Genomic DNA, 25878 nt, shown 5'->3' on the forward strand with positions numbered 1-25878 from the left:
GTCTTTTTACCACAAAAAAATACATCCTCCGACAAGCTTAGTATGCTTCCGGGAGAATGTATTTATGTTGGGAGTTTGATACATTACTTATTTGCAGCTGTCATTTTTGTTATATTACGGCATAGCTTCCAGGATAAAGCAGTCTGCATAAAAGGCAGAGTTTCTGTCTACGTCTGTAGTATCCAGGAGGAGCTGGCTGCCTTGTTTTTTAAAAGGAATTTCCTGGCCGGTTCTCATCAGCCTGACACTCTTTATGTCTTCAGTGGCAGTAAGGTATACGCGCAGGGGCAGACGGACGCAGTCATCGTAGAGATAAAAAGCATATCGGATATTATTTTTGGCAGTGTATTTCACATTTCTTTCAAAATAGGGTTTGATAATATCGGTTTCATAAATGCCCTCTCCATGCATCCTGAGCCATCTGCCCATATCGCGCAGTGAAGCCACAGCCCCGGCAGGAAGTTCGCCGTCCGGTTGCGGAGCCAGGTTCAGGGCCAGGTTGCCGCCTTTGGAGACGATGTCCAAAAGAAGATGGACAAGCTGCCTGCCGGATTTGAAGTGATCTGTATAATGAAAGGAGAATTTCTCTCCTACTGTGGTGCAGGTTTCCCAGGGGATAAAAAGCGGCTCCTCCGGCACCTGTTTTTCAGGGGTTACAATGTTTTCGTATTCTCCGCCCACCGTCCTGTCACAGACAATGAGGTGAGGTTGCGGGCCTTTTCTAAGCTTCTCCACGATTTCCCCCAGGCGGATATCCTGATTAAGGTTATCCTTGTTAACCCAGCCTCCGTCCAGCCAGAGACAGTCAATTTTTCCATAATCGTTGCCAAGCTCCTCCAGCTGCCTGTGTGTATAGGATACAAAGCGGTCCCACAGCTGCGGGTATTCCTGAATGGAATAGTTCACATTTCTTGTGGGCGCTGTTCCGAAATCACGATGCCAGTAATCATCACAGTGCCAGTCGGGTTTGGAAAAATAAACGGAAATGGCCATTCCCCTTTTCCTGAATTCTTCATACAGGCTGCGCGTGATATTGGCATAAGGACTTGTATGGAAGGGACAGGAAGGAGCGGTAATCTTATAATCGGTAGTCGCGGTATCAAACATACAGAAGCCGTCATGGTGCTTGGTGGTGAAAAGAAGGTATTTGAAACCGCATTCCTCAGCCAGCTGTGCCCATTTATCCGGACGGAATTTTACAGGATTGAAGGTTTTGTTGGCATTGATATACTGCTGCTTGAAGGTTTCAATATCGGTCCAGTCCACATCCACCTGTGACCAGGAAGCATCGCCGTCCGACAGGGGCCAGGATTCCAGGGTTCCCAGCTGGCAGCCCGGCGCCCAGTGCATCATAAAGCCCAGCTTCAGACCCATAAACCATTTTACATGCGCCTGTACTTCAGGCTCCTTCGGAGGCACATACTGCTCAGCGGCTGTGTAGGTATGCACGCCGTTGGTTACAATTTCTTTTTTCATTTTTCTGCCTTTCCGCCCGTTTCCCCGGGCAAACTGCTTTTGTCAGGATTTTCTTTTTCCTGTGTGATATCCAGTATAATGCGTACTGTCAGGCTCCCATCCTCCTCATTCCGGAAAATCAGGCCGCTTCCTCCGTGATACCAGAGCGCGATCCGTTCATTTACATTACGGATGCCAAAGCCGCTGGAAACCTGCAGCGTTGTTTTTTCATAACGTATGTGGCGGTTCAGTTCCTGTGCGTCACAGCCTCTGCCATTGTCATGGACCTCTATCAGCGCCGTACGGCCTTCCTTCCAGGCGTGTATGTCAATGCACAGATCCTCCCCATCCACCGTTTTGGCATGGCGCACGGAATTTTCCACAAGCGGCTGCAGGGTAAATTTGGGAATGCTGATATCCTCGTTGTCAACGGAAGTATCCAGGTGCAGCCGGTTGTTATGGCGCAGCTGGTAAACGGAGATAAATTCCCGGATATTGGCGATTTCCTGGGAAATGGCAACCATGCCGTCCGCATTGGTGATGCTGTAGCGCATCATATTGGCGATGGAGGAAACGATACTGGCGATATCATCACAGTTTCGGGATAAAGCAAGCCAGTTCACCATATCCATCGCATTAAAAATAAAATGAGGGTTGATTTGGGCCTGCAGGGCGCGCAGCTGTGACCGTTTTTCCTTTTCATCCTGAATGCGGATGTCTTCAATCAGCCGGTTGACATTGTCAATGAGCTGGCCGAAGCTTTTTTCCAGTATGACAAGCTCCTTTTCATTGGATACGTGCAGCTTTTCCTTATCATAATTCCTGGTGTCGCGCACCTCTCCGATTGCGGCGGAAAGACGGATCAGAGGGCGGCTTAAGCGACCGGTGAGGATGTAAATGGCAAGCAGGAGAACCAGGGAAATTCCTGCGAAAATCAGGCTGTAGGTAGCCATCAGGGGCTTTACGCTGGCGGTGATATCGCTGTTTGGAGTAAGAAAAAGCAGATGTATGCCATACTGGGCCTGGCAGTTGCTGGCCAGGTATTTTTCCCCGTCCAGGCTTAAGGTAAACTCATCCTGTTCCCTGCAGCCGGAGGCCTGCCAGGCATATTCATAAACGTTGCAGCCGATGCCTGTGCTGCTGCAGTACAGGTTTTTCCCATCATCGTCCAGAATGGCATAACCGCTTCCGGCCGTCACAGGAATACTGGAAAATACGTTTTCCAGCTGGTTTTTCGCTACGCTTACCACCATCACTGCGGTGCCGTTGGAATCATAAGGACCAATGTAGTAGGTGTTGATAATTTTTCGGGCAATGCAGAATTCATCTGTAGACTCATTCGTAAATACATGAACGGTACGCTTTACGGTTTCCCTGTACCATTCCTCCTCCTGTACATTGGTATCGGAAAAGACCACATTTGAGGCAGCATAGGGATTATTGTCAAGGGTATAGCTTTCAAAGGTCTTCGCAATCGGGAGGAGGTCAGAGAGAAAAAGGGTACTTCGGTAATAATAGGTGCTGTCAATTACCTGGTGCGTGGCGTAATGCGCAAACTGGGTCTTGACGGCCTCCCGCATCTGTATTGTTTCCAGAGGATCCGTGCATGGATTGCTCAGATAACCGCCCAACGCCTTGTCACTGACCAGCTGCACGGCAGTGTGATAGACGGACTGTACAAAGTTATCGGCCATCTGGCGGTTCAGCTCCACACTGGCCCGCTGCCTGATTACGGTTTCCTCAAACATAACGTGATAAAAGTACAGATACATAACCCCATAGGAAACAAGCAGGACGGATAGCATGACGGCTGCAGTGATATAGAAAATTTTTTTCCTAATTCCCATCAATACCTCCCTGTATAATCAGATTTCTGTATTCGCTGGGGGTGCTCCCCATTTTCTTTTTAAACAGCTTGGCGAAGTATTTGGCGTCACTGTAGCCGGAAAGTGCGGCTACCTCTGAGATGGAATACTGCATATCGGAAAGAAGCTCCCTGGCCTTTTCCAGACGCAGTTCGGTAACATAACTGATCAGATTGTTCCCCGTCGTCTGCTTGAAAACAGTGCTCAGGTGGGACAGGGATACATGCATGGCATAGGACAGGCCGGACAGGTTAAAATCCGGTTCACAGTAATGCTCTCCGATATAACGGAAGGCATAGGCGGCTATTGCCTCCGTATGGGCGCTCTTCTGCTGGGAAACGCTGGTCAGCAGATCATAGTATTTCGTGATAATATAGTCCATTTTTTCCTGGCGGCTGGTCATATCCAGGAAAGTTTCCATGGTTTCATTCCTGGAATAGGAAATTGCCTGCTGCTCCAGATTCATGTCATTCAGATAGGCGTATAAATAATTGATAAGCTGGATGCCTACGGGATTGCAGTCATTCCCATTCATCAGCTCGGCAAATAGCGCCGACTGGAAAAATTCATCCAATATACCGCGATCATTGGTTTTCAGCGCCTCCAGGAGCTGTTGCTTTAAGGAATCATCCCAAACTGTAAGGTAGGATTTGCGCTGGAGAAGAAGCTGTTCCTGCTTACGGGCAAGAAGATCATTGAGCTGCCCTATTTTTTCCCGTGTGATGGGTTTGAGTATGTAATCAATTACCCCATATTGGATGGCCTGTCTGGCAAACTCAAATTCACCGTGAGCGGTAAGAAGTATCATCTGTATGTTTTCATTTTTCTCATGGACAATACGGGCCAGCTCGATGCCGTTCATGCCGCCCATTTTTATATCGGATATGATCACATCCGGAATCAGTGTTTCCATGAGCGCGACGGCTTCCTCTCCCGAAGAGGCCGTGCCTGTCAGTTCACCCTGGAAGCGGTTCCAGTCCAGCATGGATATGAGGCCTTCTATAGCGTATTTTTCATCGTCTACCAAAAGTATTTTCAGCATTGGGGAACACCTCCTTTTCAGGTGATGAATTTATTATAAAGCCGGTAAGAGGGATGTGCAATTGATTAACAGGAGAATCGAAAAAAATACACCTTTTCTAAAAAGAATCTGATTGTAGGGGCCAGCGCGTTTTTCTACAATGGAAGCATACCGAAAAGGAGGTTTTGGGGAATGGGAAAAAGAAAAAATATTCTGTTGCTTTTGTCGGATCAGCAGAGACTGGATACGGTAAGTGCTTATGGGATGGACTGTATCTGCAGGACTCCGCATATTGACAGGCTTGCGGAGGAAGGAATGAAGTTCCGTAATGCGTTCTGTACTTCTGCTATCTGTGCACCTTCCAGAGCCAGTGTGATGACCGGGCTGTATGCGCACCGGCATGGAGTGATAGATAATTATACGGATATTAAGGAAGGCGTGCCGCTTTTGGGGGATTGTATGGCTTCTGCCGGGTACTATTGCGGTTATGTGGGAAAGTGGCATGTATCACCGGTGAAAACACCGGCGGAATGCGGTTTTGAGGATAATCTTCCCTTTATGGGCTATGGGTTTCCCGGAAGCAGGGTATTTCCCAGCCTGAAATTTGATATTCCGCCGGTGAATACACCCAATTATTATGCAGAGTATCTGAAGGAAAAAGGGTTTGAGGGTGTGGATGTATCGCATGGGTTTATGGGAAATAATCCGGCGCTTCAGATTCAGGAGATGTTTTGCAGGCACGAGGGGCCTGTGGAGAGCACAATAGAGTATTTTGTGGCGCAGGAAACCAACCGGCTGATCGAAAAGGCAAGGGATAAGGATCAGCCTTTCTTTATCTGGAGTAATTTCTGGGGGCCGCACAGTCCGAGCATTGTACCGGAACCCTACTATTCCATGTACCGGCCGGAGGATATACCGGAACATCCCAGCTATTGCGAGGATTTCCATGATAAGCCGTATGGATATTATCTGACGGAGAAGATGTGGGGTCTATCAGATTATGGCTGGAAGGGGTTCCAGGAGATTGCCGCCAGATATTTCGGGCATTGTACGCTGATAGATGACTGTGTGGGAATGATAGTTGAGAAACTGAAGGAATGCGGACTGTATGAGGATACGATAATTATATACAGCGCGGATCATGGGGATTGCATGGGCGCGCACCGGCTGATTGAAAAGGGCGCTTTTACGTTTGATGAAATCTACAGGATCCCTTTGGTAGTGAAGGGACTTGGGACTAAAGATAATGAGAGCCTGGTGCTGCTGCAGGAACTGATGCCAAGCATTCTTGAACTTGCCGGCATGAGGCCTCCCAAAAAAGTGGACGGAGAAAGCCTTGTGCCCCTGATGCTTGGAGAAGTGCCGGATAATGGCCGGAAGTATATTTATGGGGAGTATCACTACCATTTTTATACGGCGCGGCAGCGCATGGTAAGGAATTTGGAATATCAGTTTACTTTTAATGAGAATGAACGGGGAGAATTATATGATTTAGGCAAGGATCCCTGGATGCTCAAAAATGTGTGTTATGAGAAGGAATACGAAGGCATAAAGCGTTGCCTGATGGATCGGATGAGTGAGTTTATGAAGGAAACAGAAGATCCGGCAGGGGTATGGTTTGAGAGAATCCGGGAGTTCTACTGATAATTATGGTGACAGGCTTATGACGGAGTTTTTTCGTAAGGCATCAGCCATGCATCTTTGAAAAAACTCCACTCCCCATAAAAAAAGTCGCGTTGTGGCGGGCCTGGGTTTCCTTTAAAATTAAGATATGGAAGGCGAAGTGAAATAAGGAGGCCAGTTGGTAATGAATGTGAATAAGAAGAGCCGATGGTTCTATTTTAAGAAGAATCTGCCATTGACTTTGATGGCGCTGCCCGGGGTGGCACTTATGGTATTATTTAAATATCTTCCTTTATCCGGAATTATCCTGGCATTTAAGAAATATAACATCCGGGACGGGATTTTCGGAAGCGCCTGGAACGGGCTGAAGAATTTTGAATATCTTTTTAAGACGAAGGATGCCTGGATAATTACAAGAAATACACTGGGTTATAATCTGCTGTTCATTGTGCTGGATCTGGTGCTGGCCGTGACAATGGCGATTGTACTCAATGAACTGCATCAGAAGAAAACGGCGAAGGTATTCCAGACAGTGTTTATGGCTCCCTATTTCCTGTCCTGGGTTGTGGTTTCCTTTATCGCTTATTCTTTCCTGAGTGTGGACAACGGTTTTATCAACCGGACCTTCGGGCTGGATGTCACCTGGTATTCCCAGAAATCGGCATGGCCTGTTATCCTGATTGTTTTCCAGATATGGAAGACGCTTGGGTATTCCACGGTCATGTATCTGGGTTCTATTGTGGGAATTTCCAATGACTATTATGAAGCGGCGCTGATGGACGGGGCGACGAAATGGCAGCAGATTAAATATATCACGCTGCCCTCACTGAAAAGTATGATGATTGTTCTGACGATTCTGGCAATCGGCAAGATTTTTTATGCGGATTTCGGTTTGTTCTACCAGCTGCCAAGAAATTCAGGACCCTTATTCCCGGTGACAAATGTTATCGATACCTATGTATACCGTTCCCTGAAGGAAAACGGGAATATCGGAATGGCTGCTGCGGCTAACCTGTACCAGTCTCTTATCGGTTTCGTGCTTGTGCTTTCTTCGAACTTCGTTGTCCGTAAGATTGACAAGGACAGCGCATTATTTTAAGGAGGCCAGATATGTCAAAATCATCGGTTATAAATCATAAAGAAAAAAGAATCAACGCTATCAGCAAAAAGGCCAATGTGATGATGCTTTGCATTCTGTCGGTATTTGCCCTGCTGTGTGTGCTTCCGGTGCTTCTGGTTGTGGTAGTCTCCTTCAGCAGTGAACAGAGTATTTTCCAGAATGGCTACTCTTTTTTCCCTACGCAGCTGAGCCTGAACGCCTATCGCTTTTTCCTGCGTCTGGGGGATCAGATTATCCGTTCTTATGGAATTACCATATTTGTGACGATTGTTGGAACGCTGTTCAGCCTGGCTGTGACCACGATGCTTTCTTATGTGCTCTCCCGCCCGGATTACCGTTATGGTAAAATACTTACGTTTCTGCTGCTTTTCACCATGCTTTTCAACGGGGGGCTGGTTCCCAGCTATATGGTGAACACTCAGCTGCTGGGACTCCGGGATTCGGTGTGGGCGCTGATTTTTCCCATGTCGCTGAATGCCTTTTATGTGATTGTGCTGCGTACATTTTTTAAGAGCATTCCTATGGAAATTATAGAAGCGGCCCATATTGACGGGGCCGGGGAATTCAAAACGTTTCTCCGGGTGGTGCTGCCGCTTTCCAAGCCGGGCATCGCAACCATAGGGCTGTTTACTGTAATCGCCTACTGGAACGACTGGTTCCTGGGTATGCTTTATATTTTTGAAACAAAGAAATACCCTATTCAAACGCTGCTTCAGAGTATGCAGAACAGCCTGGAGGCTCTTACCCAGTCCTCTGCCAATGCCCTGGAATATGCGGAAATGGCAAAGAACGCGCCTACAGACAGCGGACGTATGGCGCTGACGGTGCTGGTGGTTCTTCCGGTAATGCTGGCCTATCCCTTTTTCCAGAAATACTTCGTCAAAGGACTTACTATCGGCGGCGTAAAAGGCTGATATGGCAAAACTATTCTGTTTTATGGAATGCTTCATGCATTTTATAAATAAAGGTACTGCAAAAAACTATGATAAATGGAGGAAATGAGTATGAAAATGAAAAAACTGTTAAGTACAGGTCTTTCCGTTGTTCTGGCTGCCGCTCTTCTGGCTGGCTGTGGCAGCAGCCCTGCGCCTGCGGCATCCAGCGAACCCGCCGGAGAGAAAGCATCTGTTGAAAGCACTGCAGCGGATACGGCTGCGGAAACCACGGCGTCAAAGGAGACCTCTTCTGATGAGATCGTCACCCTGAAATGGTATATGTCCATCAATCCGGTGGCTCCTGATACAGATAAGGTCATTGAAAAGCTGAACGAGTATACCAGGGATAAAATCGGAGTGGAAATCGATTATACGGTTATTGCCAATCCGGACTACAAAGAAAAAATGCCCACACTGATCAATTCCGGTGATTATTTCGATATCTGCTTTACTGCGAACTGGACCACGAACTATCTGCAGTTTGCAGCAAAGGATGCCTTCATGGATATCTCCTCCCTCCTTCCGGAATATGCAAAGGAAACTTATGAATTTATTCCGGAATCCCTCTGGCAGGCGGCTTCAGTGGATGGTAAAATCTTCGGAGTGCCTTCCTATAAGGAAATGGGCTGGCAGTCAGGCTTCTTCGTAAATTCCGATATGGCTGACGAATATGGGATTGATTTAAGCACTGTTAAAACCATGGAGGATTATACGGAAGTACTGAAGACCGTTCATGAAAAATCTGCGGCAGCAGGCAAGAACGTAATCGGCGTCAGCGGCCTGAGCTTTAGCCTGACCACTCCTTTTGAAAGTCTGACAGGGGATCCCAAGCTGCCCGGCGCATCTCCCGTAAAGGAATTCGGCAATTTCCAGGGTGAGGATGAAATCTTTAATCAGTATGCAAGCCAGGAATATATGGATTACTGTAAGCTGGTGCGGGGCTGGTATAATGACGGTTATCTTTCCAAAGACCCTGTAAACTACGATACCGACACTGCTAACAGAGACAATGATTTCAAAAACGGCAATCTGTTCTCCTATGTTATCTCCTATGCTCCGGGAGCCGCAGAATCAGAAGCAGCAAAAACCGGACACGGCGTAACCTTTGTTCCGCTGATGAAGCCTTTGTTTGAAACCAGAAATGCCATGGGCGGACTGCTTGCCATCTCTTCCGCTTCCAAATATCCTGAAAAAGCGCTGGAATTCATTAATCTGCTCAATACCGACCAGTATGTGGGAACCTTAATCCGTCACGGAATTGAAGGCGAGCATTATACTGCAGTTGGCGACAATCAGGTTGACAGAACCATGGGCGGAACCCTTGATCCTGCGGATAATGGCTATGATTACACCTACGGCTGGCAGTTCGGCACACCGTTTAACCAGAAATGGGATATCTCCTATCCTGAAAACATTATGGATATGTTCATGGAATATAACGACTCGGCTGTCACTGCTCCTCATAACGGCTTTACCTTTGACAATGCACCTGTGGAATCTGAAATTGCCGCTCTTACGAGCACAGTTGAGGAGTATGCCAAGGCTCTGGAATCCGGTATGGTGGATCCGGAAGAAAATATTCCCAAATTCCTGAAAGCCCTGGAGGATAACGGCACAGAAACACTGTTGCAGGAAATAGCGACACAGCTTGGCAAATAAGCTTTCCATTTTTCAATCATACATGTATGGCAGGCAGGGAGCGGACGCTTCCTGTCTGCTGTTATTTTAAAATATTCCGAAAGAAAGGAACGACAGAAAATGAAACAGGAAAAACCAAACATTCTTTTTATTCTTACGGACGATCAGGGCGCCTGGGCCATGCGCTGCGCAGGAAATACTGACATCCATACGCCCAACCTGGATCGGATAGCTTCACAGGGGTATCGGTTTGAAAACTTCTTCTGCGCTTCCCCGGTCTGCTCTCCTGCCCGGGCCAGCCTGCTGACAGGGAGAATTCCTTCCGCGCACGGCGTACAGGACTGGATCCGCTCCGGCAATCTGGATCGGGACGGCCTGAAGAAGGAAATCAGGGAGGATCCTTATTATCTTTGTGAGGAAAAGCCCATCCAATATCTGGAGGGGATGCTGACCTATACGGATGTGCTTAAGGAAAACGGATATACCTGCGCCCTTTCCGGGAAATGGCATCTGGGCGACAGCATGACGCCTCAGCACGGGTTTGATAAATGGTTTACCATCGGCAGAGGCGGCTGTTACTACAATAAGGCGGATATTGTGGAAAATGGTGAAATCAGCTTTGAAAACAGATATATTACCAATGTGATTACTGACAAAGCGCTGTCTTATCTGGAAGAATTCAGGACGCAGGACAATCCCTTCTATCTGAGCGTGCATTACACGGCGCCGCATTCTCCCTGGGAGGAGGATCAGCATCCCGGTGAATACATTGAGATGTACAGGGACTGCGGCTTTACCGCCACGCCGGATCTGCCGGTACATCCCAATCAGATCCCCAGCGCGCCCTCCGGGACGGGAGAAGTGCGAAAATCCCTGCTGCGTGGATATTATGCCGCCATAACGGCTATGGACGCGGATGTGGGACGGCTGCTTGATAAGCTGGAGGCGCTGGGAATTGCGGAGGATACCATCGTCATGTTTATGGCGGACAACGGCATGAACATGGGGCATCATGGGATTTGGGGAAAAGGCAACGGCACCTTTCCCTTTAATATGTACGATACGGCTGTAAAGGTTCCGTTCCTCGTCTCCTGGCCCGGCCATTATCCATCAGGGGTAGTCTGCCGCAGAATGTGCAGCCAGTATGATTTCTTCCAGACGCTTTTAGATATGGTTGGCATCAGAAGGCAGCTGCCGGACGGGCTTCCCGGAAGAAGCTTCGCGGATGTTTTTGACGGGAATACGGAGAAAGCGGGCGCTGTGGTGGTCTATGATGAGTACGGACCAACCCGCATGATACGGACGGAGGAATGGAAATATATCTGCCGCAGTCCCTATGGGCCTGACGAGCTGTATCATCTGAGCGAGGATCCGGAAGAAAATAACAACCTGTCAGCCGACCCGGAATATGCCACTCTTATTAACCGCATGTATATCCAGCTGACACGATGGTTTTATACCTATGCAGATCCGGCAATGGATGCCTCCCGCGAGGGTGTGACCGGCTATGGCCAGCTGTGCAGGCCGGGAATCTATGCGGATCGGAGAAATGTATTTTATAAACAGCCGTAGCCCTGATTTTTCTTGTCATGTAAGTTAATCAGTTTCCCCGCATCTGCCTGCGGTAGGCGCTGGGCGGCATATGCATTTTCCGTTTAAAATACTTGGTAAAATAAAACTGATCCGAAAAATCCAGCTCCTCCGCTATCTGCGCCATGCTTTTATCCTCTTCTATCAACAGGCGGCAGGCCTTCTGAATGACCAGCTGCTCCAGATAAACACCGGGGGACATGCCTGTTTCCGCCCGGAAGCGTTTGGACAGCGTGCTCTCCGATACATGCAGCCTGTCCGCCAGGGAGCGTACATGGTTTCCTGCGCTGACCGGATTCTGGGCCAGGCGGAAAACCTGCTCCACCATACCGGAATATATTTTTGTCTGCGCCTCCTGCAGATCCGCCATCTGGATAAAACGTCCCAGCTCCTCCCACAGAAGTCCCTGAAGGAGAAAGGCGTCCTCCATCCGCTGGGAGCGGTAAAGCGCAAGCACCTTTTCCAGGTCCTCTGCCGGAGCGTCATGTTCATACACGGTGTCGCAGCCATAAAAAAGATCCATGCCGTTTACCTGGGTAATATTCACATGAAAGTAAAGCTGCTCCATGCTGGCGTCGCACCGGTAATTGTATAAAAGGCCTGCCGGGATCAGGTAAACGCAGCCCTCCTTTAACGGGATTTCCCTGCCGCGCAGGGTGAGGATGCCGCCGCCGTGGGAAATGAAGTATAGCCGGGAATAGGGGGAGCAGACATTGACCATATTCCAGGTGGTGTCCACCTGGGCAAGGCCGGAGTCTGCAACCTCCAGCCGGAGTGATTTCCACAGTGTTAAAAACCTGGGATTCGTTAAGTAAATCATGCTGAAAACTCCATATTTTTTCTCTATTTTGACATGTTCCTTTCTGCCCTTTTTCACTACAATAAAGCCATAAAATATCCTGCCGGACAAAAATAAGGCAAAAAAGGATAGCCGTAAATTACGGCGGAACGGAGGAATCATGACAAGCTATGTAACACGCAAAACTCCCGGAGACACCAGCTGGTTCACCCATGACCGGTTCGGCATGTTTATCCATTTCGGGCTTTACGCCATGCCGGCGCGCCACGAATGGGTAAAGACCAATGAAAAAATTTCCGAGGAGCATTACGATCTTTATTTCAAATATTTCAATCCGGATCTGTATGATCCCAGGGATTGGGCAAGACAGGCAAAAGCGGCCGGCATGAAATATGTGGTCATGACCACCAAGCATCACGAAGGCTTCTGTCTCTTTGACAGCCAGTATACGGATTATAAGTCCACCAATACGCCCTGCGGAAAGGATCTCATTAAGGAGTATGTGGACGCATTCCGTGCGGAAGGGCTGCGCGTGGGCTTCTATTACTCTCTCATTGACTGGCATCATCCGGATTTTCCAATCGACGTCCTTCATCCCCGCAGGGACGATGCGGATGCTTTCGAGCAAAGCCAGGGCCGCGATATGCATAAGTACGCCGAATACATGAGAAACCAGGTGACGGAGCTGCTGACCAATTACGGCAAGATCGATATTCTCTGGTTTGACTTCTCTTACGACGGCAGGGACGGCGATGGCGCACAGTCCTGGATGAAGGGCAAGGGGAAAAACGACTGGGAGGCTGACAAGCTGATTGCCACCGCCCGTTCTCTGCAGCCTGACATCATTATTGACAACCGTACGGACATAGAGCAGGATCTCTGGACTCCTGAACAGTATCAGCCTGTGAAATGGGTAACCCATCAGGAAACAGGGGAACTGGTTACCTGGGAGGCCTGCCAGACCTTTTCCGGATCCTGGGGATACTACCGTGACGAGCAGACCTGGAAATCCCCGGAAATGCTTATCCGGATGCTTGTAAATACCGTCTCCTGCGGCGGAAACCTGCTGATGAATGTAGGCCCTACCTCAAGAGGATATCTGGACTACCGCGCTGAGGAGGCGCTGAAGGTTTACGCGGACTGGATGAAATACAACAGCCGTTCCATTTACGGCTGCACCATGGCCGAGCCGGAGTTCACCGCTCCTGCCGACTGCCGTTATACCCAGAGCGTGGACGGAAGCCGTCTGTACCTGCATATGTTCGCATATCCCTTCGCCCATCTTCGTCTGCCCGGTCTTGCCGGCAAGGTAAAATATGCCCAGTTCCTGCATGACGGAAGCGAAGTCCTCTATACGGAAGGATCAATTGACCATTTCTCCGCCAAGGACGAAAATGGTGACGCTGGGGATCTGATTCTGTATCTTCCTCCGGTAAAGCCGCATACCCTGGTTCCGGTAATTGAATTGATTCTGGAGTAAATTTGGTAGCGGCAGCCGTTATTGCCAATGCTAATTATAGTGTAAAAAAAGCGCCATTGCAATGTGTTTCCGCAATGGCGCTTTTTGAATGAAGGGCGAGGGAGGGAAAGAAAGGGCAGGGAAAATATAGGGTGGGTAAATTTTCTTTTATTAATGAGTGGATTGGGACATGGCTCTTTTTTCATGGCGGTAGCTGTGGATGAGGTATAAGGAGGTGTAGGCGGCCATGAAAAATGAGACTGCGGGGGCTATGGAGCCGATTCGGGTGAGGTTGTCGGGGGTGTGGGTGGATACGAGGTATATGAGGGGGATGCGGAGGATCAGGGCGCCGAAGCAGCTGCTTATCATGGTGAATATGGTCTGGGAGCGGCCGTTGAGGTAGCCGTTCATGCAGAATACAAGGGTGACTGCCAGGTAATCGTAGCTGCAGGCGGTGAAAAAGGGGATGCCGGTTTTTATGATGGCGGGGTCCTGGGAGAAGACGGCTATCATAGTCTGGGGGGACAGTTGTGCCCAGAGCCAGAACAGGGAGGAGGCTGCGAGTGCAAAGGTGAGGCCGGCGAGGAGGCTTTTTCGTGCGCGTTCGGGTTTCCCTGCGCCGTAATTTTGGGCGGTGATGGCGGTCAGGGCGTTGGCTATGGAGGTGGCGGGGAGCATGGCGAATATGTCGTATTTGCTTGCTACGCCTACGGCGGAGGCTGCGTAGATTCCAAGGCGGTTGGTGATGCTGGTGAGGTAGAGGAAGGATAGTCTGACCATGCATTCCTGTAGGGATATGGGGATTCCTACCGTTGCGAGTTCTTTTGCTTTTTTCCAGTCAATGCGGAGGTTTTGGAGGCGGAAGGTGAAGATAAAGCGTCTGCGGTTGAGGTATAGGATGGCGGCGATCATGCTTACAGCCTGGGAGCCGATGGTGGCCAGTGCCACTCCTGCTACGCCGAGGCCTGCTCCTTTTACGAGGGCAAAGTCACCGATGATGTTGAGGGCGCAGGATAAGGCAATGAAGAGCATGGGTCTGCGGGAGTCGCCGTAGCCTCGGAGGATGGCGCTGATGGCATTGTAGCCGCAGATGAAAAAGATGCCGCAGAAGCAGATTTTTACGTAGGTGCGGGCCAGGTCAAAGGAAGGGGCCGGTGTTTTGAGCAGCTTCAGGATGGGGTCGGCGGCCAGGAGCATGGCGGCTGTGAGGATAAGTGCGGCTGCGGCAAAGATGGTGAGGGTGGTGCCGATTGTTTTCTTAATGTCCTCTTCTGCCTGCATGCCGGTGTATTTTCCCACCAGGATGGTGCTTCCCAGGGTGAGGCCGGTAATCATGCTGGTGATGATCTGTGTGACCTGGGTGCCTGTTGATACCGCTGCTACGCTTTCCGGGGAGCAGTATCTGCCGATGACGAACAGATCGACTGCGCCATATAGTGCCTGGATGAGGTTCGCTGCGATGAAGGGGAGGGAGAACGTGAATAGTATGCGCAATACGTTTCCTTTGGTCAGATTGTTTTCTGTTATTGTTTTTCCTTTTTGCATTTTCTGGCTCCTGATTGTTTGGTTGGTTATAGATTGTGATTTTTGATGTCTTTGGTGGGTAAATATTTGCTTTGATTTTTGTAGTTTAATGTGAAACAGGAATCTTTGGCAGGAAAACTTTCCTATGAGATAAAATAAACCCTCCAGTTGCTGGAGGGTCAATTACTTTTTTTACGAATCAGGTTTTTTGGAAGGATGGGTTAAAGATGGGGGACTTTTGCGCGGACAGGGAGCTGCAGCTCTGTTACGTATTTTTCGGTGTCGTCCGTGAAACCGGAATCGATCCATGTGATTTCCACGGAATCGCCGCAGCATTCCAGGCCGAGAGTATCCATATGGGCAAGGAGTTTTTTGTAGTATATGGCGGAGTCCTGATGGGTGCCGGCATACCATATGGCGAGGAAATCTCCTTCGGGAAGCCAGGCTGTCTCTCCTTTATAGTTGTCCTCCTCTTCTATCAGGACAAAAATGGCGGAAAAACGGTCGAATTGTCCTGCCAGCAGATTTTCCCGGCGAATGGAGACGCCCACCTTTCCCAGGAACATGGCCGGGGGAAGCTGGCTGGTGCGTTCCAGCTCCCGGATGGGGTATTCCAGATTTTCTCCCTGGCGTATTTCTTTTTTGAGGACGGCGGCGGGACGGGCGGGCAGGTGCTTTTCGTGGATTTGGTCCAGTTGGGCGTGCATGGCGTAGTCCAGCTGCTCCAGCCGGGTGGTCAGCTTGCGTTCTATGGCCTGCAGACGGGCAAGCTGGGCTCTCGTTTCCTGAAGCTGTTCTTCCAGGATCTGCTCCATAACAAGCGTATCCCTGTTTTCAAAAAAGGCTTTGATTTTATCCAGGGGCATGTTCAGGTTACGCAGGTATTTGATGGTGTTCATGCGTTCAAACTGTCTTGCAGAATAGTAACGGTAGCCGGTTTTGGGGTCTACAACCTCCGGCTTGAGAAGCCCGATATCATCATAATAACGCAGGGTACGGATATTGGTACGGAACAGTCCGCCCATTTCACCTATGGTAAAGAGGTTTTTTATATCCATTTCATCACCAGTGTACAAACTGTTTCAAATACGCCGCACAAAACCATGACCAGGATGGGATCCATTTTCTTTTTGCGCAGCAGGATTACTGCAATGATAAACCATATGATTGCACGGATGGAAACGTTGTCTGTCCGGAATTCCACGGTGCCGTTTGTGAAGACTGCGGAAATCAGGATCGTCACGCCGGCTATGGCAATCAGGGAAACGACTGCGGGGCGAAGGGAGCCAAGAATGCCCTGGAGCAGGCTCATCTTCCGGTATTTCATATAAATATAGGCAAGGGCCGTTACGAAAATACAGGACGGCAGGATGCAGCCGAGGGTGGCAACGAGCGCACCTAAAGGCCCGGCTATCTGGATGCCGACGAAGGTGGCCGAGTTCACGGCAATCGGGCCGGGGGTCATCTGGGAGATCGTAATCAGGTCTGTAAATTCCTGCATGGTAAGCCAGCCGTGGAGATCCACCACCTGGCTTTGAATCAGGGGCATGGCGGCATAGCCTCCGCCGAAGCTGAAGGCCCCGATTTGGAGGAAGCTTAAGAATAACTGTAAATAAATCATGCCTTCGCCCCCTTTCTTTCGCGCAGGAGCGTACGCACAGCGCCGATGATGGCGGCCGCAATGATAATCAGCACCACGTTGATGTCGAAAAGATAGCTGATGAGGAAGCTGGCTGCCATAATTGCGATATTCAGCCAGTCTTTTTCCTTTACCACATTGCTGCCCATATCAAAAACAACGGAAGCAATGACCGCGGCCACGCCGGACTGCATACCCTTGAGCATGGTTCCCACAATCAGGTTGGAACGGAAGGCGTCATAAAAAAAGGATATGGCGGAGAGGATAATCATGGGCGGCAGAATCGCTCCCAGAATGGAAAGCAGCACGCCCGGAAGCCCTGCCAGCTTGTAGCCGACCACGATTGCGCCGTTTACTGCAATTGCGCCCGGCGACGACTGTGCGATTGCCACCAGATCCAGCATTTCCTCTTCATCAATCCAGTGAAGCTCGTCAACAAACTTGTTTTTCATCAGTGTGACAATGACATACCCTCCACCAAAGGTGAAGGTACTTAAGTACAGGGTTGAAAAAAACAGTTTTTTCAGCACCTTGCTTTTCTTTTCCATGATAGCGCCCCTTTGTTCTTTTATTGTTATTTTTAAGGCCGGATTTGTGTTGCCGTTCCTTTGGCAACCGGATTCCCATCCGACAGATTGAGTATACACCCCCTTGTTATATAAGTAAAATAGTATTATATTATATATTACATAATGAATTTGTTATGAATTAACTTTACCCGGGCCTTTACCCGGCCAGGGAAAGCCGGAAGGAATTCATGGGGCCGGAGCCAAGGCCAAGGCAGCGCCTGACACAGGGAAGCACAGACAGGGGGTACGGATATGACTTTACGGCATCTGCGGATTTTTGTAGCGGTATATCAGGAACGGAGCATTACCAGGGCGGCGGACCGGCTGCATCTGGCCCAGCCCTCCGTAAGCCTTGCCATTAAGGAGCTTGAGGATAATTACAGCATCCGGCTCTTTGAGCGGTATTCCAGGCGGATCTATATTACGGAGCAGGGGGAACAGCTGTATAATTATGCGCTTCATATCATATCCCTGTTTGATGAAATGGAAGAAAAAATTCCGGCCTGGAAGCAGGCGGGCACGCTCCGGATTGGCTCCAGCGTAACTATCGGCAATTTCCTTCTGCCCACCCTGATCCAGAAATTCCAGGAGGAAGCCCCTGCCGTCCGTCCGCAGGTTACCATCAATAATTCGGGTTTCATTGAAGAGGCGGTTTTGAATAATCAGCTGGATTTTGCGCTGGTGGAAGGCTGCTCACAGAATCCGCAGCTGATATGCGAGTCCTTTATGGAGGATCGGATCTGTTTTATATGTGCGCCGGATCACCCGCTGCTTCAGAAAAAGAAGGTATCCCTGAGGGATATCTCCGCCTGCCCTTTTGTACTCAGGGAAAAAGGCAGCGCCGGCCGGGAGGCTGCGGAGGATCTGTTAAAATACAGCCAGCTGCCCATGACAATTTTGTGGGAAAGCGTGAGCACCCAATCCCTGGTGCGCGCGGTGAGCCGGAATATCGGTATCTCCGCCCTCCCCTGCCTGCTGGCTGAGGATGCGCTGGCCCAGGGCATTGTGGCGCAGATTCCTTTCGACGCCCCTGCGCTCCACAGAAGCTTTTCCATTATCTATCACCAGAATAAATATCTGACGGAAAATGCGCTGCGCTTCATGGAAATGTGCCGCCGTTTTTAAACGGCCTGTACGGAAAACAATACCCGGCCGCATCGCCGGGCCAGGAACAGACGGCCCGGGCGCAGCGGCGGAAAACAGATGTCCGTGCCGGAATGGAATGTACCATTGCGGAAGCTGCGTTTTTGTATTATGCTGGACTATATTGTTACAAAAGGTAAATGGCAATAATTACGACAAAAGATACTTTGAGAGGAGCTTACTTTATTATGGCAAAACAGCCTGCTATCACGCTGCTGATCAAACCGGCATCCGGCAGCTGCAATCTCCGCTGCCGCTACTGCTTTTATGCGGATGAGATGAATATCCGGAGTGAACGTACCTACGGAATGATGTCCTTAGAGACACTGGATACGCTGGTGGAAAAAACCCTGAATCAGGTAACCCACATGGCAACCTTCGCCTTTCAGGGCGGGGAACCTACGCTGGCCGGCCTGGATTTTTACCGTTCCTTAATTGAAATTGAAAAAAAACATAACCACAAAGGGATTGAAATACATAATAGCCTACAGACCAACGGTATCGTCATTGATGAGGAATGGGCGCAGTTTCTGCATGACAATCAGTTCCTGGTGGGCCTGTCCCTGGACGGGTATCAGGAGCTTCATGATGAAAACCGGAAATTTCCCGACGGCACAGGCAGCTTTGGGCGTGTGATGGAAACCGCGCGGCTGTTCCAGAAATATCAGGTGGAATTTAACATCCTTACGGTGGTCACCGCGCAGTCCGCCCGCCGTATCAGGCGCACCTATCAGTTCTTTGAAAGCCAGGGATTTACCTATCAGCAGTACATTCCCTGCATTGATCCCTTTGAGGAGAATAAAGGGAGCCTCTCCTATTCCCTGACACCGGATCGCTATGGGAAGTTCCTGAAGGATCTTTTTGATTACTGGTATCAGGACTGGAAGGAAGGCCATCCGGTCTATAACCGTACCTTTGAAAACTGGATCGGGATGCTGCATAATTATCCGCCGGAATCCTGTAATATGATGGGAATCTGTTCCGAACAGTGGGTGGTGGAGGCGGATGGCAGCGTTTATCCCTGCGATTTTTATGTGCTGGATGAATGGAAGCTGGGGAATATCCGCACCGCATCCTTTGAAGAGATGAATGAAAAGCGGGAGGAACTGGACTTTGTCAGCCTCTCCCGCCATGTGCCGGACAAATGCCGGGACTGCCGCTGGTATCCGCTCTGCCGTAACGGCTGCAGACGCGACCGCGAGCTTCTGCCCGACGGAAGGACGCCGGGGCTTAACAGCTACTGCGCAAGCTACCAGGATTTCTTTTCTTATGCATATCCGAGAATGCTGGAAATGGCCAGGAGCATCAGATAGGCATTTCAGATGCCAAGAACGCGCATTTTTTCCAGGATGCAGTCGATTCTGTCCTGAAAGCGGAGTTTGTCTGCATCCGAGGATGCCTTTGCTGCAACGGATACTTTTGCGGATGCCTTCGTTGTATTGGTTGCTTTTGCTGTATCAGATACTTTTGCGGATGCCTCCGGAAAACGCAGCTCTCCTGCTGTCCTGCCGTCGGCCAGGAATAGGATGCGGCCGGCCCTGGCAGCGATTTTCGGGTCATGGGTTACCAGCATCACGGCCGTGCCCTGCGCATTGATTTCCGAGAAAATGTCCATAATTTCCTCAGCTGCCGAGGAGTTCAGCGCTCCGGTGGGCTCATCGGCAAAAATAATTTCCGGATCGCCCATCAATGCGCGGCAGATTCCGGCGCGCTGGAGCTGGCCGCCGGAGGTCTGGGTAATGCTTCTTCGGGCAAGGGGCAGGATGCCAGTGCGTCCCATGAGAGCCTTTGCCTTTTCTTCCGCCTCTGCTCCATTTCTTCCATGAGACCGCAGAGACGGGAAAATAATATTGTCAAGAAGATTCAGGTTTTTCAGTAACGCGGGCTGCTGGAAAACAAAGCCCATCCTGGTTCTGCGTAAATCGGCCAGCTCCTCTTCCCGGCAGGCGGCCAGGTCCCTTCCGCAGAAGGAAACGGTGCCTCCGTCAATGGCATCCATGCCGCTCAGGGTATACAGGAGCGTGGATTTCCCCGAACCGGAAGGCCCCATTACTGAAAGGAATTCCCCCTTTGCAACGGATATGTCCACTTCATCCAGTACCTTTCTTTTTTCACTGCCCTCTCCGAAAAATTTCACGAGTTTTCTGCCGCATATAATTTCTTTCATTAATCTGTAATTCCTTTCCCGGCTGAAGCCGGTTTGCTGTGGGCTTTATGCAGCTGCCGCCGGCGTGTGCCTGCAGCCGTCTTATTCTTTTATAGTTTCCGATATTTTAATGTTTCTCACATCATGTGCCGCCGCTGCTGTTGCTCCGGCTGCCAGAAGAGCCATCAGCAGGAGGCAGGCGGTATAGGCCGGGCCGGGATTCCCAAGAAACCGGAAGGACGCGGCGCCGAAGGCGGAAAAAGCAAAAGAGGCCAGCCCTTCTCCTGCGGTATTTGTAAACAGGATTCCCAAAAGGATGCCTGCCGCCAGAAGGACGGCGGAACGTGCCATATACTGGATGCTTAAGTCACGGTTTGTAAAACCGCAGGCTTTCATGACCGCATTGGAATACCTGTCTTTTGCCGCCAGCAGCTTGACAAACAGTAAGGTAATAAAGGCCGTTACCATCAGGGCGGCCGCAGCGGCTGCAAAAGCGGCGAGCTTTACGGAATGAAGGGTCGGGCCATAGGTTTTGTTAATGTAGCTGCGGATATCTGTCACCTTGGCAAAGGGGAAATAACGCGAATACGCTTCCGTTTTTTCTTCCACAAGGCTGTGCTCGTTCAGTTCGGCATAAATGATGCTCCACATCATGGTTGCAGAGGACGGGAAGGCGGCCTTTGCCGTTTTTCCTCCGTTGGTTATGTCTGAATATATGCCGCAAATGGTAAGCTGTCTTTCACCTTCCTCCGTCAGGATGGTTATGGTATCGCCGATGCCTTTTTCCAGCTCTTTGCTGTTTAGGGCGGAAAGGGCAAGCTCATCTTCTTTTGCAGGGGCGAAGCCTTCTGTATAGGCGACCGGAAAACTGCTGTGGTCACCCAGTTCAATTTTCAGCTGCTCCAGGGTGCCATCCTCCTTCCGGATGGAAAAAGAACCGGTGTTGAGCACCGTAAAACTTGAAATGTCCGAATCCTGTGCCAGGACCTGGGCTGCTTCGGCTGTTTTTTCTGAAATCCGGTCTGTCTGCTGGATATCGATGCGCAAATCGCAGCTGCCGATTCCCATATAAGCTGCAAAGCCCTCCGAAGACAGGGTTTCATACAGCTTTTGCGGAAAAATGATGATAAAGGAAGCAAAGATCAGTATGACAAGGTAGGCTGCATATATCTTTTTCCGGGAAAGGATATCGTGAAGTCCATAAGAAATATTGGCTCCGGGCAGACGGCGCCTGCACAGCCGCAATTTCCCTGCGATACCGTTTTGCTCCTGAGGCGCGCCGAAGCGGAGCGCCCCGGAGGCGGATATCTTTCCGAAGCGTTTGAGAATATTCCGGACAAAGAGCAGGATAACGCAAAATAAAAGGAGGGCGGCCAGGAAACCGAGGAGTATGGAAAAGGTCGTTTTACCGCTCTCCCCCATTACCAGCTTTATATTTGCAAGGAGCATATGCCGGCAGGGAAAGGAAAGAAGAAAGCCTGCCATGCAGCCCAATGCGGCTAAAAGGGCATATTTGGCCAGATAAATACGCCGTATGCAGGAAAGGCGGAGGCCAAGGGCCTTCATTACGCCGATTTCCCGGTAATCCTCTTCTATTTCGGCAAGCAGCGCGAAGCGGATGCATAAAAGAGCGATCAGCACGGCTGCTGCGCTGACCAGCAGGATTACGGCGATCATGATGCCGTCGGAAAGCGCGTTTATCATACGAAACAGCGGGTAGGTGATGACAGGACCGTTGGCGGGAAGGCCGGAGGCCGTATAGGCCGCGGCAAAGCTGCCCAGCGCCTTTGTATCCTTCAGCCGGAACTCAATGAGGTATTCCACGTTCCCGCATCCTTCCAGCCGTTCATAATCGGCATTGCTGACCAGAAAGCGTTTGGAGGAGGCCAGCATGGAATTCATCTGGGAATCCCGGAGAAAGCCGGCAATTACAAACGGCTCGCCACAGATCTCAGCCCGATCGCCCACGCTGGCAGTATGATCCTGCAGGTAGCATACGGGTACATACAGTTGTCCGTCCTCCGGTTGTATTATGTTCCCTTCCAGATCTAAAAGATAGTCAAAGCTTCCACTCTGCATGGACAGGCCATTGTCCTGGGTACTGTCCGTAAGAAGCTCATCTCCCAGGCGGATAGCGCCACCCTCCAGATTCAGGAACCGGAGCACCTGGAATTTATCCATGTCACTGTTGTTAGAGGCAAAGGCGCTGAGCTGTTCCATATCAATATCTCCCGAATGCATCTGGAGAAAATGGGGTGTTTCCGCCCGGGCCATCAGCGCATTTATGGCATCTGAGAGATTGACGGCCAGGGCCGCCGCCAGAGAAGCAAGCAGAGAGGCGCAGGCAATAAAGAGCACCAGCGTAAGGGTGACAAGCTTATTTCGTTTCAAATCATTTTGTAGCATTTTATTCTGCATGGCAGGCTTCCTTTTCCGTTATTTTTTCAAGGGACCGGATCGCTTTGATATGGTAGAGAAGAAAAGCTGTGGCTGCCAGCAGGATTCCTGAGGCAGTGATGAGTTGGGCAGCCCCTCTTCCCACGCTGACACCCATTATCCTGGCGGTGGCATCTGCCAGGACACCTGCCAGCGCATAAGCGGCCACATAGCCAACCTGTGAAAGCACGCCAATCAGTCCCCAGGCCCTTCCCTGGCAGGTGTTGTCAATATTGGTACGGAGCAGATAATCCAAAGCGGTGTTGGCAAAGGGAAGCATGGCAAAAAAGAAAAAGCCGGAGGCACACATCAGCGGTATGCTCTCCTTCAGGCCAAATACTGCCATAAAAAAACCGGCGCCTGCCAGGGATAGGGATAGAATTTTCACATATCCTTTTTTCAGGGAGACCATACCGATGACGATGCTGGATACCAACATTCCCAGGGCGCAGATCGTTTCCGCCGTGCCCAGCGTGGCGCTGTCTGAAAAGGCAAGCACCATAGGGGTGAATAAGGTCTGCAGGTAACCGAGAAAAAAAGTGATTACTGAAGAAAGAAGGACAAGCAGCAGAACACCGCTGCGCTGCGAAACTGCCCGCCAGCCGGTTTTCAGTTCCCTGAAGAAAGCCTTTTCCCGATTCTTCTTGCTGGAAGCCGCCGCAGCGCCTCCTGCCAGAAGCATGCCGCGTACGGCAAGCGTGGTAAAAACGGTCAGGAAAAAGGTGCAGATATCAATAATAAGAAGCAGCCTGATATCAGACAGCGTGAGAAGGAAACCGGCCAGGATGGGTGATACCAGGTATTTGGCGGAGCCGGCGATTCCGATCAGCCCGCTGGCTTTGGTATATTGCTCCGGAGTGAGCAGATCCGTCACGGTCGCTTTGTAGGCCGGATCCATCAGCGCCGAAAACAGAGAGCTGATGGTGACGCCCACACAAATCTGCCATACCTGTGCCCCGCCCCGGAGGACGCAGATAAGTATAAAGATAAGGCCGACGGCGGACAACCCATCACCCAGAAGCATCAGAAGCCTTCTGTCATACCTGTCTGCCAGGACGCCTGCCGGCACGCTCAGGAGAAGCCCGGGCAGAAACGCAAGGAGCGTCACCAGGGCCATGGCTGAGGCCTGCCCGGTCTGTTCAAATACATAGACACCGAGTCCGAAGGAGGTCAGCCCGCTTCCCACGGCCGAAATAAATTCTCCCGACCATAAAAGAAGGAAGTTGTAAAAATTTTTGTTTGGGTTATGCATTTATCTCTCCTTTTTATTCATCGGTATCCGAAGCGGGAACCGGGTTTCTGTCAAACATCCGCAGCATGCAGGAAGCAAGCCTGCCGTTTTCTGTGCCAAGCAGCCGTTCCATATTGAAGATAAATGCCCGGATGCGCTGCGAACGCTCCTCCTCCGACATATCCATGGCATCATCAAAAAAGGTTGTGGCGTAAGCCATGGTCATTTCCATGCATTCGGCAGGATAAGGGGTGGAAAAAAGGCCTTCCCTGATACCCTCTTCAATAAGGCCGGTCAGTACAGGCGTCAGCCGCGTCAGGGTGAGCTGCTGTGTTTTCTGGTGCATCAGGGCATTCTGCGGCTTATGCATCTGCTCCACAAGGGCCTTACCGCCGTTTTGGCTTACATTCATGGCCAGCACCACGCGGATCAGGCGTTCCGTTACCGGAAGGCTGCCGTCTTTTGCAGCAGCGGCAGCGGCTGAATACATCTGTTCCTCATACCGCTGTATCAGGGCGTCCAGGATATCTTCCTTGGATTTAAAATGATAATACAGTGTGCCTCTTGCGATACCCACCTTTTCCAGGATATCATTCGTGCTTGTGCCGTCAAAGCCTTTCCGGCCGAAGAGTTCATCCGCCGCATCCAGGATTTCATTTCTGCGTTCTTCTGCTTCCTTTACAATTCTCATTTAATAATTCCTCTCCAAAATAGTAGACCGACTGTCTGTCGGTTACAGGATAGCATATATGGATGCCAAAGTAAACAGCAAAGTGAAATTTCGTGGTAAATTGTTCCCATACATGATAAAATGATGTATCCGGGCGAAAATAAGGAGGAAATAAATGTACGAAAGAATGTTGGATAAGAAGGCGGAGCCCTCCATGCCTGAGTTGGTCGCCCACTGCGGCATCTGCGGAGATATGTTTGCTGATATCAATGGTTATCTCACGAAGGAATTCGAAACGGAAACCGAGATTCGCTTTCCTTACGGCAATCATTACGGCTGGAGTGTGAAGCACAAAAAGAAAAGCAGGCTTATCTGTGATATATTCGCTGAAGCCGATGCATTTACCGTAATGCTTCGCCTGACGGATAAGCAGTTCGCTGCTGTTTATGACGGGCTATTGGATGAGACAAAAGAAGTGGTCGACAACAGATATCCCTGCGGAGAAGGCGGCTGGATACATTACCGGGTGACGGACAGGAAACAGCTGGAGGATGCAAAACTGCTGCTTCGTGTTAAGCTGGGATGCCTTGCATCAGGCGCTCAGAGGCGCGGACGGAAGTGATATTCCTATCGGCGGGCCACCTGTTCAGGTTTTAGGCGGCAAAAAAAGCGGCGTTCCTTTTTCCCTTAAGTGGGAACAAGTGAATGCCGCTTTTGCTTTAAAATAGCCGTCCGTTCTTACCTTCTCCAGTTTCTGTCCTGCTTAATCCGGGTTTCATAGGTGACTGCATCCACTTCCATATCCATATTGGACGGGCCTTTTTCTTCCGGAAGCCGCATATTTTTCTTTGCCTTTCTCTCCGGCCGTTTGCCGCTTATCTGCCGCTCATAATCCCATTTCCGCAGGAAATGACCTGCTGTCGGGACAAGGATTATAAGTGCGAAAATCAGTAACAGACATTGCAGTGCCGACATAACCGTCCCTCCCTTTTTCCCTTTTCCGTTTCCTTTTCTG

At 50.2% G+C, this 25878-nt stretch carries 22 protein-coding genes; 9 read left to right on the plus strand and 13 right to left on the minus strand.

Translation table 11 applies throughout. The features are described from left to right. Nucleotides 1-114: 114 nt before the first annotated feature. Genes DXC51_RS02840 through DXC51_RS02850 form a run of 3 tightly spaced genes read right to left on the minus strand, consistent with a single transcriptional unit; the run spans nucleotide 115 to nucleotide 4362 of the window. Nucleotides 115-1476 (minus strand): alpha-L-fucosidase, encoded by a 1362-nt coding sequence (locus DXC51_RS02840; RefSeq protein ID WP_117543650.1) that lies wholly within the window; start codon nucleotides 1474-1476, stop codon nucleotides 115-117. Then, nucleotides 1473-3302, minus strand: coding sequence for a sensor histidine kinase (locus DXC51_RS02845; protein WP_025489906.1), 1830 nt, complete (start codon nucleotides 3300-3302; stop codon nucleotides 1473-1475). The genes DXC51_RS02840 and DXC51_RS02845 overlap by 4 nt, the downstream gene beginning before the upstream one ends. Further along, nucleotides 3292-4362, minus strand: coding sequence for a response regulator transcription factor (locus DXC51_RS02850; RefSeq protein ID WP_025489905.1), 1071 nt, complete (start codon nucleotides 4360-4362; stop codon nucleotides 3292-3294). Before DXC51_RS02850 ends, DXC51_RS02845 begins: the two co-directional genes overlap by 11 nt. 171 nt (nucleotides 4363-4533) lie before the next feature. Between DXC51_RS02850 and DXC51_RS02855 the strand changes: the two genes are divergently transcribed. From DXC51_RS02855 to DXC51_RS02875, 5 genes are all read left to right on the plus strand, one after another. After that, on the plus strand, nucleotides 4534-5985 hold the full coding sequence (locus DXC51_RS02855; protein WP_021639189.1) for a sulfatase family protein: 1452 nt from the start codon (nucleotides 4534-4536) through the stop codon (nucleotides 5983-5985). A gap of 163 nt (nucleotides 5986-6148) precedes the next feature. Then, nucleotides 6149-7063: an ABC transporter permease gene (locus tag DXC51_RS02860; RefSeq protein WP_021639190.1), complete on the plus strand. Its 915-nt coding sequence runs from the start codon at nucleotides 6149-6151 to the stop codon at nucleotides 7061-7063. Nucleotides 7064-7074: 11 nt separating this feature from the next. Beyond that, the gene (locus tag DXC51_RS02865) at nucleotides 7075-7998 is read left to right on the plus strand and encodes a carbohydrate ABC transporter permease (RefSeq protein ID WP_021639191.1); all 924 of its coding nucleotides are present in this window, start codon (nucleotides 7075-7077) and stop codon (nucleotides 7996-7998) included. 90 nt (nucleotides 7999-8088) lie between these two features. Continuing rightward, the gene (locus DXC51_RS02870; RefSeq protein WP_025489903.1) at nucleotides 8089-9678 is read left to right on the plus strand and encodes an extracellular solute-binding protein; all 1590 of its coding nucleotides are present in this window, start codon (nucleotides 8089-8091) and stop codon (nucleotides 9676-9678) included. Between the two features lie 99 nt (nucleotides 9679-9777). Further along, nucleotides 9778-11229: a sulfatase family protein gene (locus DXC51_RS02875; protein ID WP_025489902.1), complete on the plus strand. Its 1452-nt coding sequence runs from the start codon at nucleotides 9778-9780 to the stop codon at nucleotides 11227-11229. A 28-nt stretch (nucleotides 11230-11257) separates the two neighbouring features. Here DXC51_RS02875 and DXC51_RS02880 read toward each other — a convergent pair whose 3' ends face one another. Beyond that, complete coding sequence (locus tag DXC51_RS02880; RefSeq protein ID WP_162162474.1) at nucleotides 11258-12067, minus strand: helix-turn-helix domain-containing protein; 810 nt, start codon at nucleotides 12065-12067, stop codon at nucleotides 11258-11260. Nucleotides 12068-12206: 139 nt separating this feature from the next. Here DXC51_RS02880 and DXC51_RS02885 point away from each other — a divergent pair, with 139 nt between their 5' ends. Further along, nucleotides 12207-13526, plus strand: coding sequence for an alpha-L-fucosidase (locus tag DXC51_RS02885; RefSeq protein ID WP_117530937.1), 1320 nt, complete (start codon nucleotides 12207-12209; stop codon nucleotides 13524-13526). Between the two features lie 150 nt (nucleotides 13527-13676). On the opposite strand, the gene DXC51_RS02890 is transcribed toward DXC51_RS02885, so the two are convergent. The 4 genes from DXC51_RS02890 to DXC51_RS02905 all read right to left on the minus strand — a co-directional run bounded on the left by DXC51_RS02890 (nucleotide 13677) and on the right by DXC51_RS02905 (nucleotide 17216). Beyond that, complete coding sequence (locus DXC51_RS02890; RefSeq protein ID WP_117530935.1) at nucleotides 13677-15050, minus strand: MATE family efflux transporter; 1374 nt, start codon at nucleotides 15048-15050, stop codon at nucleotides 13677-13679. Between the two features lie 200 nt (nucleotides 15051-15250). After that, complete coding sequence (locus DXC51_RS02895) at nucleotides 15251-16081, minus strand: MerR family transcriptional regulator (protein ID WP_117530983.1); 831 nt, start codon at nucleotides 16079-16081, stop codon at nucleotides 15251-15253. Further along, the gene (locus DXC51_RS02900) at nucleotides 16078-16650 is read right to left on the minus strand and encodes a chromate transporter (protein WP_025489898.1); all 573 of its coding nucleotides are present in this window, start codon (nucleotides 16648-16650) and stop codon (nucleotides 16078-16080) included. Before DXC51_RS02900 ends, DXC51_RS02895 begins: the two co-directional genes overlap by 4 nt. Continuing rightward, complete coding sequence (locus DXC51_RS02905; protein WP_025489897.1) at nucleotides 16647-17216, minus strand: chromate transporter; 570 nt, start codon at nucleotides 17214-17216, stop codon at nucleotides 16647-16649. Before DXC51_RS02905 ends, DXC51_RS02900 begins: the two co-directional genes overlap by 4 nt. Nucleotides 17217-17489: 273 nt before the next feature. Between DXC51_RS02905 and DXC51_RS02910 the strand changes: the two genes are divergently transcribed. Both DXC51_RS02910 and DXC51_RS02915 read left to right on the plus strand, forming a co-directional pair. After that, nucleotides 17490-18362 carry a LysR family transcriptional regulator gene (locus DXC51_RS02910; protein WP_025489896.1) on the plus strand — a complete coding sequence of 291 codons (873 nt, stop codon included), beginning with the start codon at nucleotides 17490-17492 and terminating at the stop codon, nucleotides 18360-18362. 206 nt (nucleotides 18363-18568) lie between these two features. Further along, nucleotides 18569-19693 (plus strand): anaerobic sulfatase maturase, encoded by a 1125-nt coding sequence (locus tag DXC51_RS02915; protein ID WP_117530933.1) that lies wholly within the window; start codon nucleotides 18569-18571, stop codon nucleotides 19691-19693. A 5-nt stretch (nucleotides 19694-19698) separates the two neighbouring features. Here the strand turns inward: DXC51_RS02915 and DXC51_RS02920 are convergent, their stop codons facing one another. The 4 genes from DXC51_RS02920 to DXC51_RS02935 form a co-directional block, all read right to left on the minus strand. After that, nucleotides 19699-20547 (minus strand): ABC transporter ATP-binding protein, encoded by an 849-nt coding sequence (locus DXC51_RS02920; protein ID WP_025489894.1) that lies wholly within the window; start codon nucleotides 20545-20547, stop codon nucleotides 19699-19701. Nucleotides 20548-20628: 81 nt separating this feature from the next. Beyond that, on the minus strand, nucleotides 20629-22944 hold the full coding sequence (locus DXC51_RS02925) for an FtsX-like permease family protein (RefSeq protein ID WP_025489893.1): 2316 nt from the start codon (nucleotides 22942-22944) through the stop codon (nucleotides 20629-20631). Next, on the minus strand, nucleotides 22934-24214 hold the full coding sequence (locus tag DXC51_RS02930; RefSeq protein WP_025489892.1) for an MFS transporter: 1281 nt from the start codon (nucleotides 24212-24214) through the stop codon (nucleotides 22934-22936). The genes DXC51_RS02925 and DXC51_RS02930 overlap by 11 nt, the downstream gene beginning before the upstream one ends. A 13-nt stretch (nucleotides 24215-24227) precedes the next feature. Beyond that, the gene (locus DXC51_RS02935) at nucleotides 24228-24884 is read right to left on the minus strand and encodes a TetR/AcrR family transcriptional regulator (RefSeq protein ID WP_021639206.1); all 657 of its coding nucleotides are present in this window, start codon (nucleotides 24882-24884) and stop codon (nucleotides 24228-24230) included. A gap of 154 nt (nucleotides 24885-25038) precedes the next feature. On the opposite strand from DXC51_RS02935, the gene DXC51_RS02940 reads away from it, so the two are divergent. Beyond that, the gene (locus DXC51_RS02940; protein WP_117543652.1) at nucleotides 25039-25485 is read left to right on the plus strand and encodes a DUF3788 family protein; all 447 of its coding nucleotides are present in this window, start codon (nucleotides 25039-25041) and stop codon (nucleotides 25483-25485) included. Between the two features lie 116 nt (nucleotides 25486-25601). Here DXC51_RS02940 and DXC51_RS02945 read toward each other — a convergent pair whose 3' ends face one another. Continuing rightward, nucleotides 25602-25838 carry a hypothetical protein gene (locus DXC51_RS02945; RefSeq protein WP_117543654.1) on the minus strand — a complete coding sequence of 79 codons (237 nt, stop codon included), beginning with the start codon at nucleotides 25836-25838 and terminating at the stop codon, nucleotides 25602-25604. Between the last annotated feature and the right edge of the window lie 40 nt (nucleotides 25839-25878).

It is taken from the genome of Eisenbergiella massiliensis (genome assembly GCF_003435485.1).

Excerpts from the sequence above, each read along its gene's own strand:
- DXC51_RS02840 (WP_117543650.1), bottom strand. The coding sequence starts at position 1,476 with ATGAAAAAAGAAATTGTAACCAACGGCGTGCATACCTACACAGCCGCT.
- DXC51_RS02880 (WP_162162474.1), bottom strand. The coding sequence starts at position 12,067 with ATGATTTACTTAACGAATCCCAGGTTTTTAACACTGTGGAAATCACTC.
- DXC51_RS02925 (WP_025489893.1), bottom strand. The coding sequence starts at position 22,944 with ATGCAGAATAAAATGCTACAAAATGATTTGAAACGAAATAAGCTTGTC.
- DXC51_RS02910 (WP_025489896.1), top strand. The coding sequence starts at position 17,490 with ATGACTTTACGGCATCTGCGGATTTTTGTAGCGGTATATCAGGAACGG.
- DXC51_RS02885 (WP_117530937.1), top strand. The coding sequence starts at position 12,207 with ATGACAAGCTATGTAACACGCAAAACTCCCGGAGACACCAGCTGGTTC.
- DXC51_RS02860 (WP_021639190.1), top strand. The coding sequence starts at position 6,149 with ATGAATGTGAATAAGAAGAGCCGATGGTTCTATTTTAAGAAGAATCTG.
- DXC51_RS02945 (WP_117543654.1), bottom strand. The coding sequence starts at position 25,838 with ATGTCGGCACTGCAATGTCTGTTACTGATTTTCGCACTTATAATCCTT.
- DXC51_RS02890 (WP_117530935.1), bottom strand. The coding sequence starts at position 15,050 with ATGCAAAAAGGAAAAACAATAACAGAAAACAATCTGACCAAAGGAAAC.
- DXC51_RS02875 (WP_025489902.1), top strand. The coding sequence starts at position 9,778 with ATGAAACAGGAAAAACCAAACATTCTTTTTATTCTTACGGACGATCAG.
- DXC51_RS02855 (WP_021639189.1), top strand. The coding sequence starts at position 4,534 with ATGGGAAAAAGAAAAAATATTCTGTTGCTTTTGTCGGATCAGCAGAGA.
- DXC51_RS02850 (WP_025489905.1), bottom strand. The coding sequence starts at position 4,362 with ATGCTGAAAATACTTTTGGTAGACGATGAAAAATACGCTATAGAAGGC.
- DXC51_RS02900 (WP_025489898.1), bottom strand. The coding sequence starts at position 16,650 with ATGATTTATTTACAGTTATTCTTAAGCTTCCTCCAAATCGGGGCCTTC.
- DXC51_RS02940 (WP_117543652.1), top strand. The coding sequence starts at position 25,039 with ATGTACGAAAGAATGTTGGATAAGAAGGCGGAGCCCTCCATGCCTGAG.
- DXC51_RS02905 (WP_025489897.1), bottom strand. The coding sequence starts at position 17,216 with ATGGAAAAGAAAAGCAAGGTGCTGAAAAAACTGTTTTTTTCAACCCTG.
- DXC51_RS02915 (WP_117530933.1), top strand. The coding sequence starts at position 18,569 with ATGGCAAAACAGCCTGCTATCACGCTGCTGATCAAACCGGCATCCGGC.
- DXC51_RS02920 (WP_025489894.1), bottom strand. The coding sequence starts at position 20,547 with ATGAAAGAAATTATATGCGGCAGAAAACTCGTGAAATTTTTCGGAGAG.
- DXC51_RS02845 (WP_025489906.1), bottom strand. The coding sequence starts at position 3,302 with ATGGGAATTAGGAAAAAAATTTTCTATATCACTGCAGCCGTCATGCTA.
- DXC51_RS02865 (WP_021639191.1), top strand. The coding sequence starts at position 7,075 with ATGTCAAAATCATCGGTTATAAATCATAAAGAAAAAAGAATCAACGCT.
- DXC51_RS02935 (WP_021639206.1), bottom strand. The coding sequence starts at position 24,884 with ATGAGAATTGTAAAGGAAGCAGAAGAACGCAGAAATGAAATCCTGGAT.
- DXC51_RS02930 (WP_025489892.1), bottom strand. The coding sequence starts at position 24,214 with ATGCATAACCCAAACAAAAATTTTTACAACTTCCTTCTTTTATGGTCG.
- DXC51_RS02870 (WP_025489903.1), top strand. The coding sequence starts at position 8,089 with ATGAAAATGAAAAAACTGTTAAGTACAGGTCTTTCCGTTGTTCTGGCT.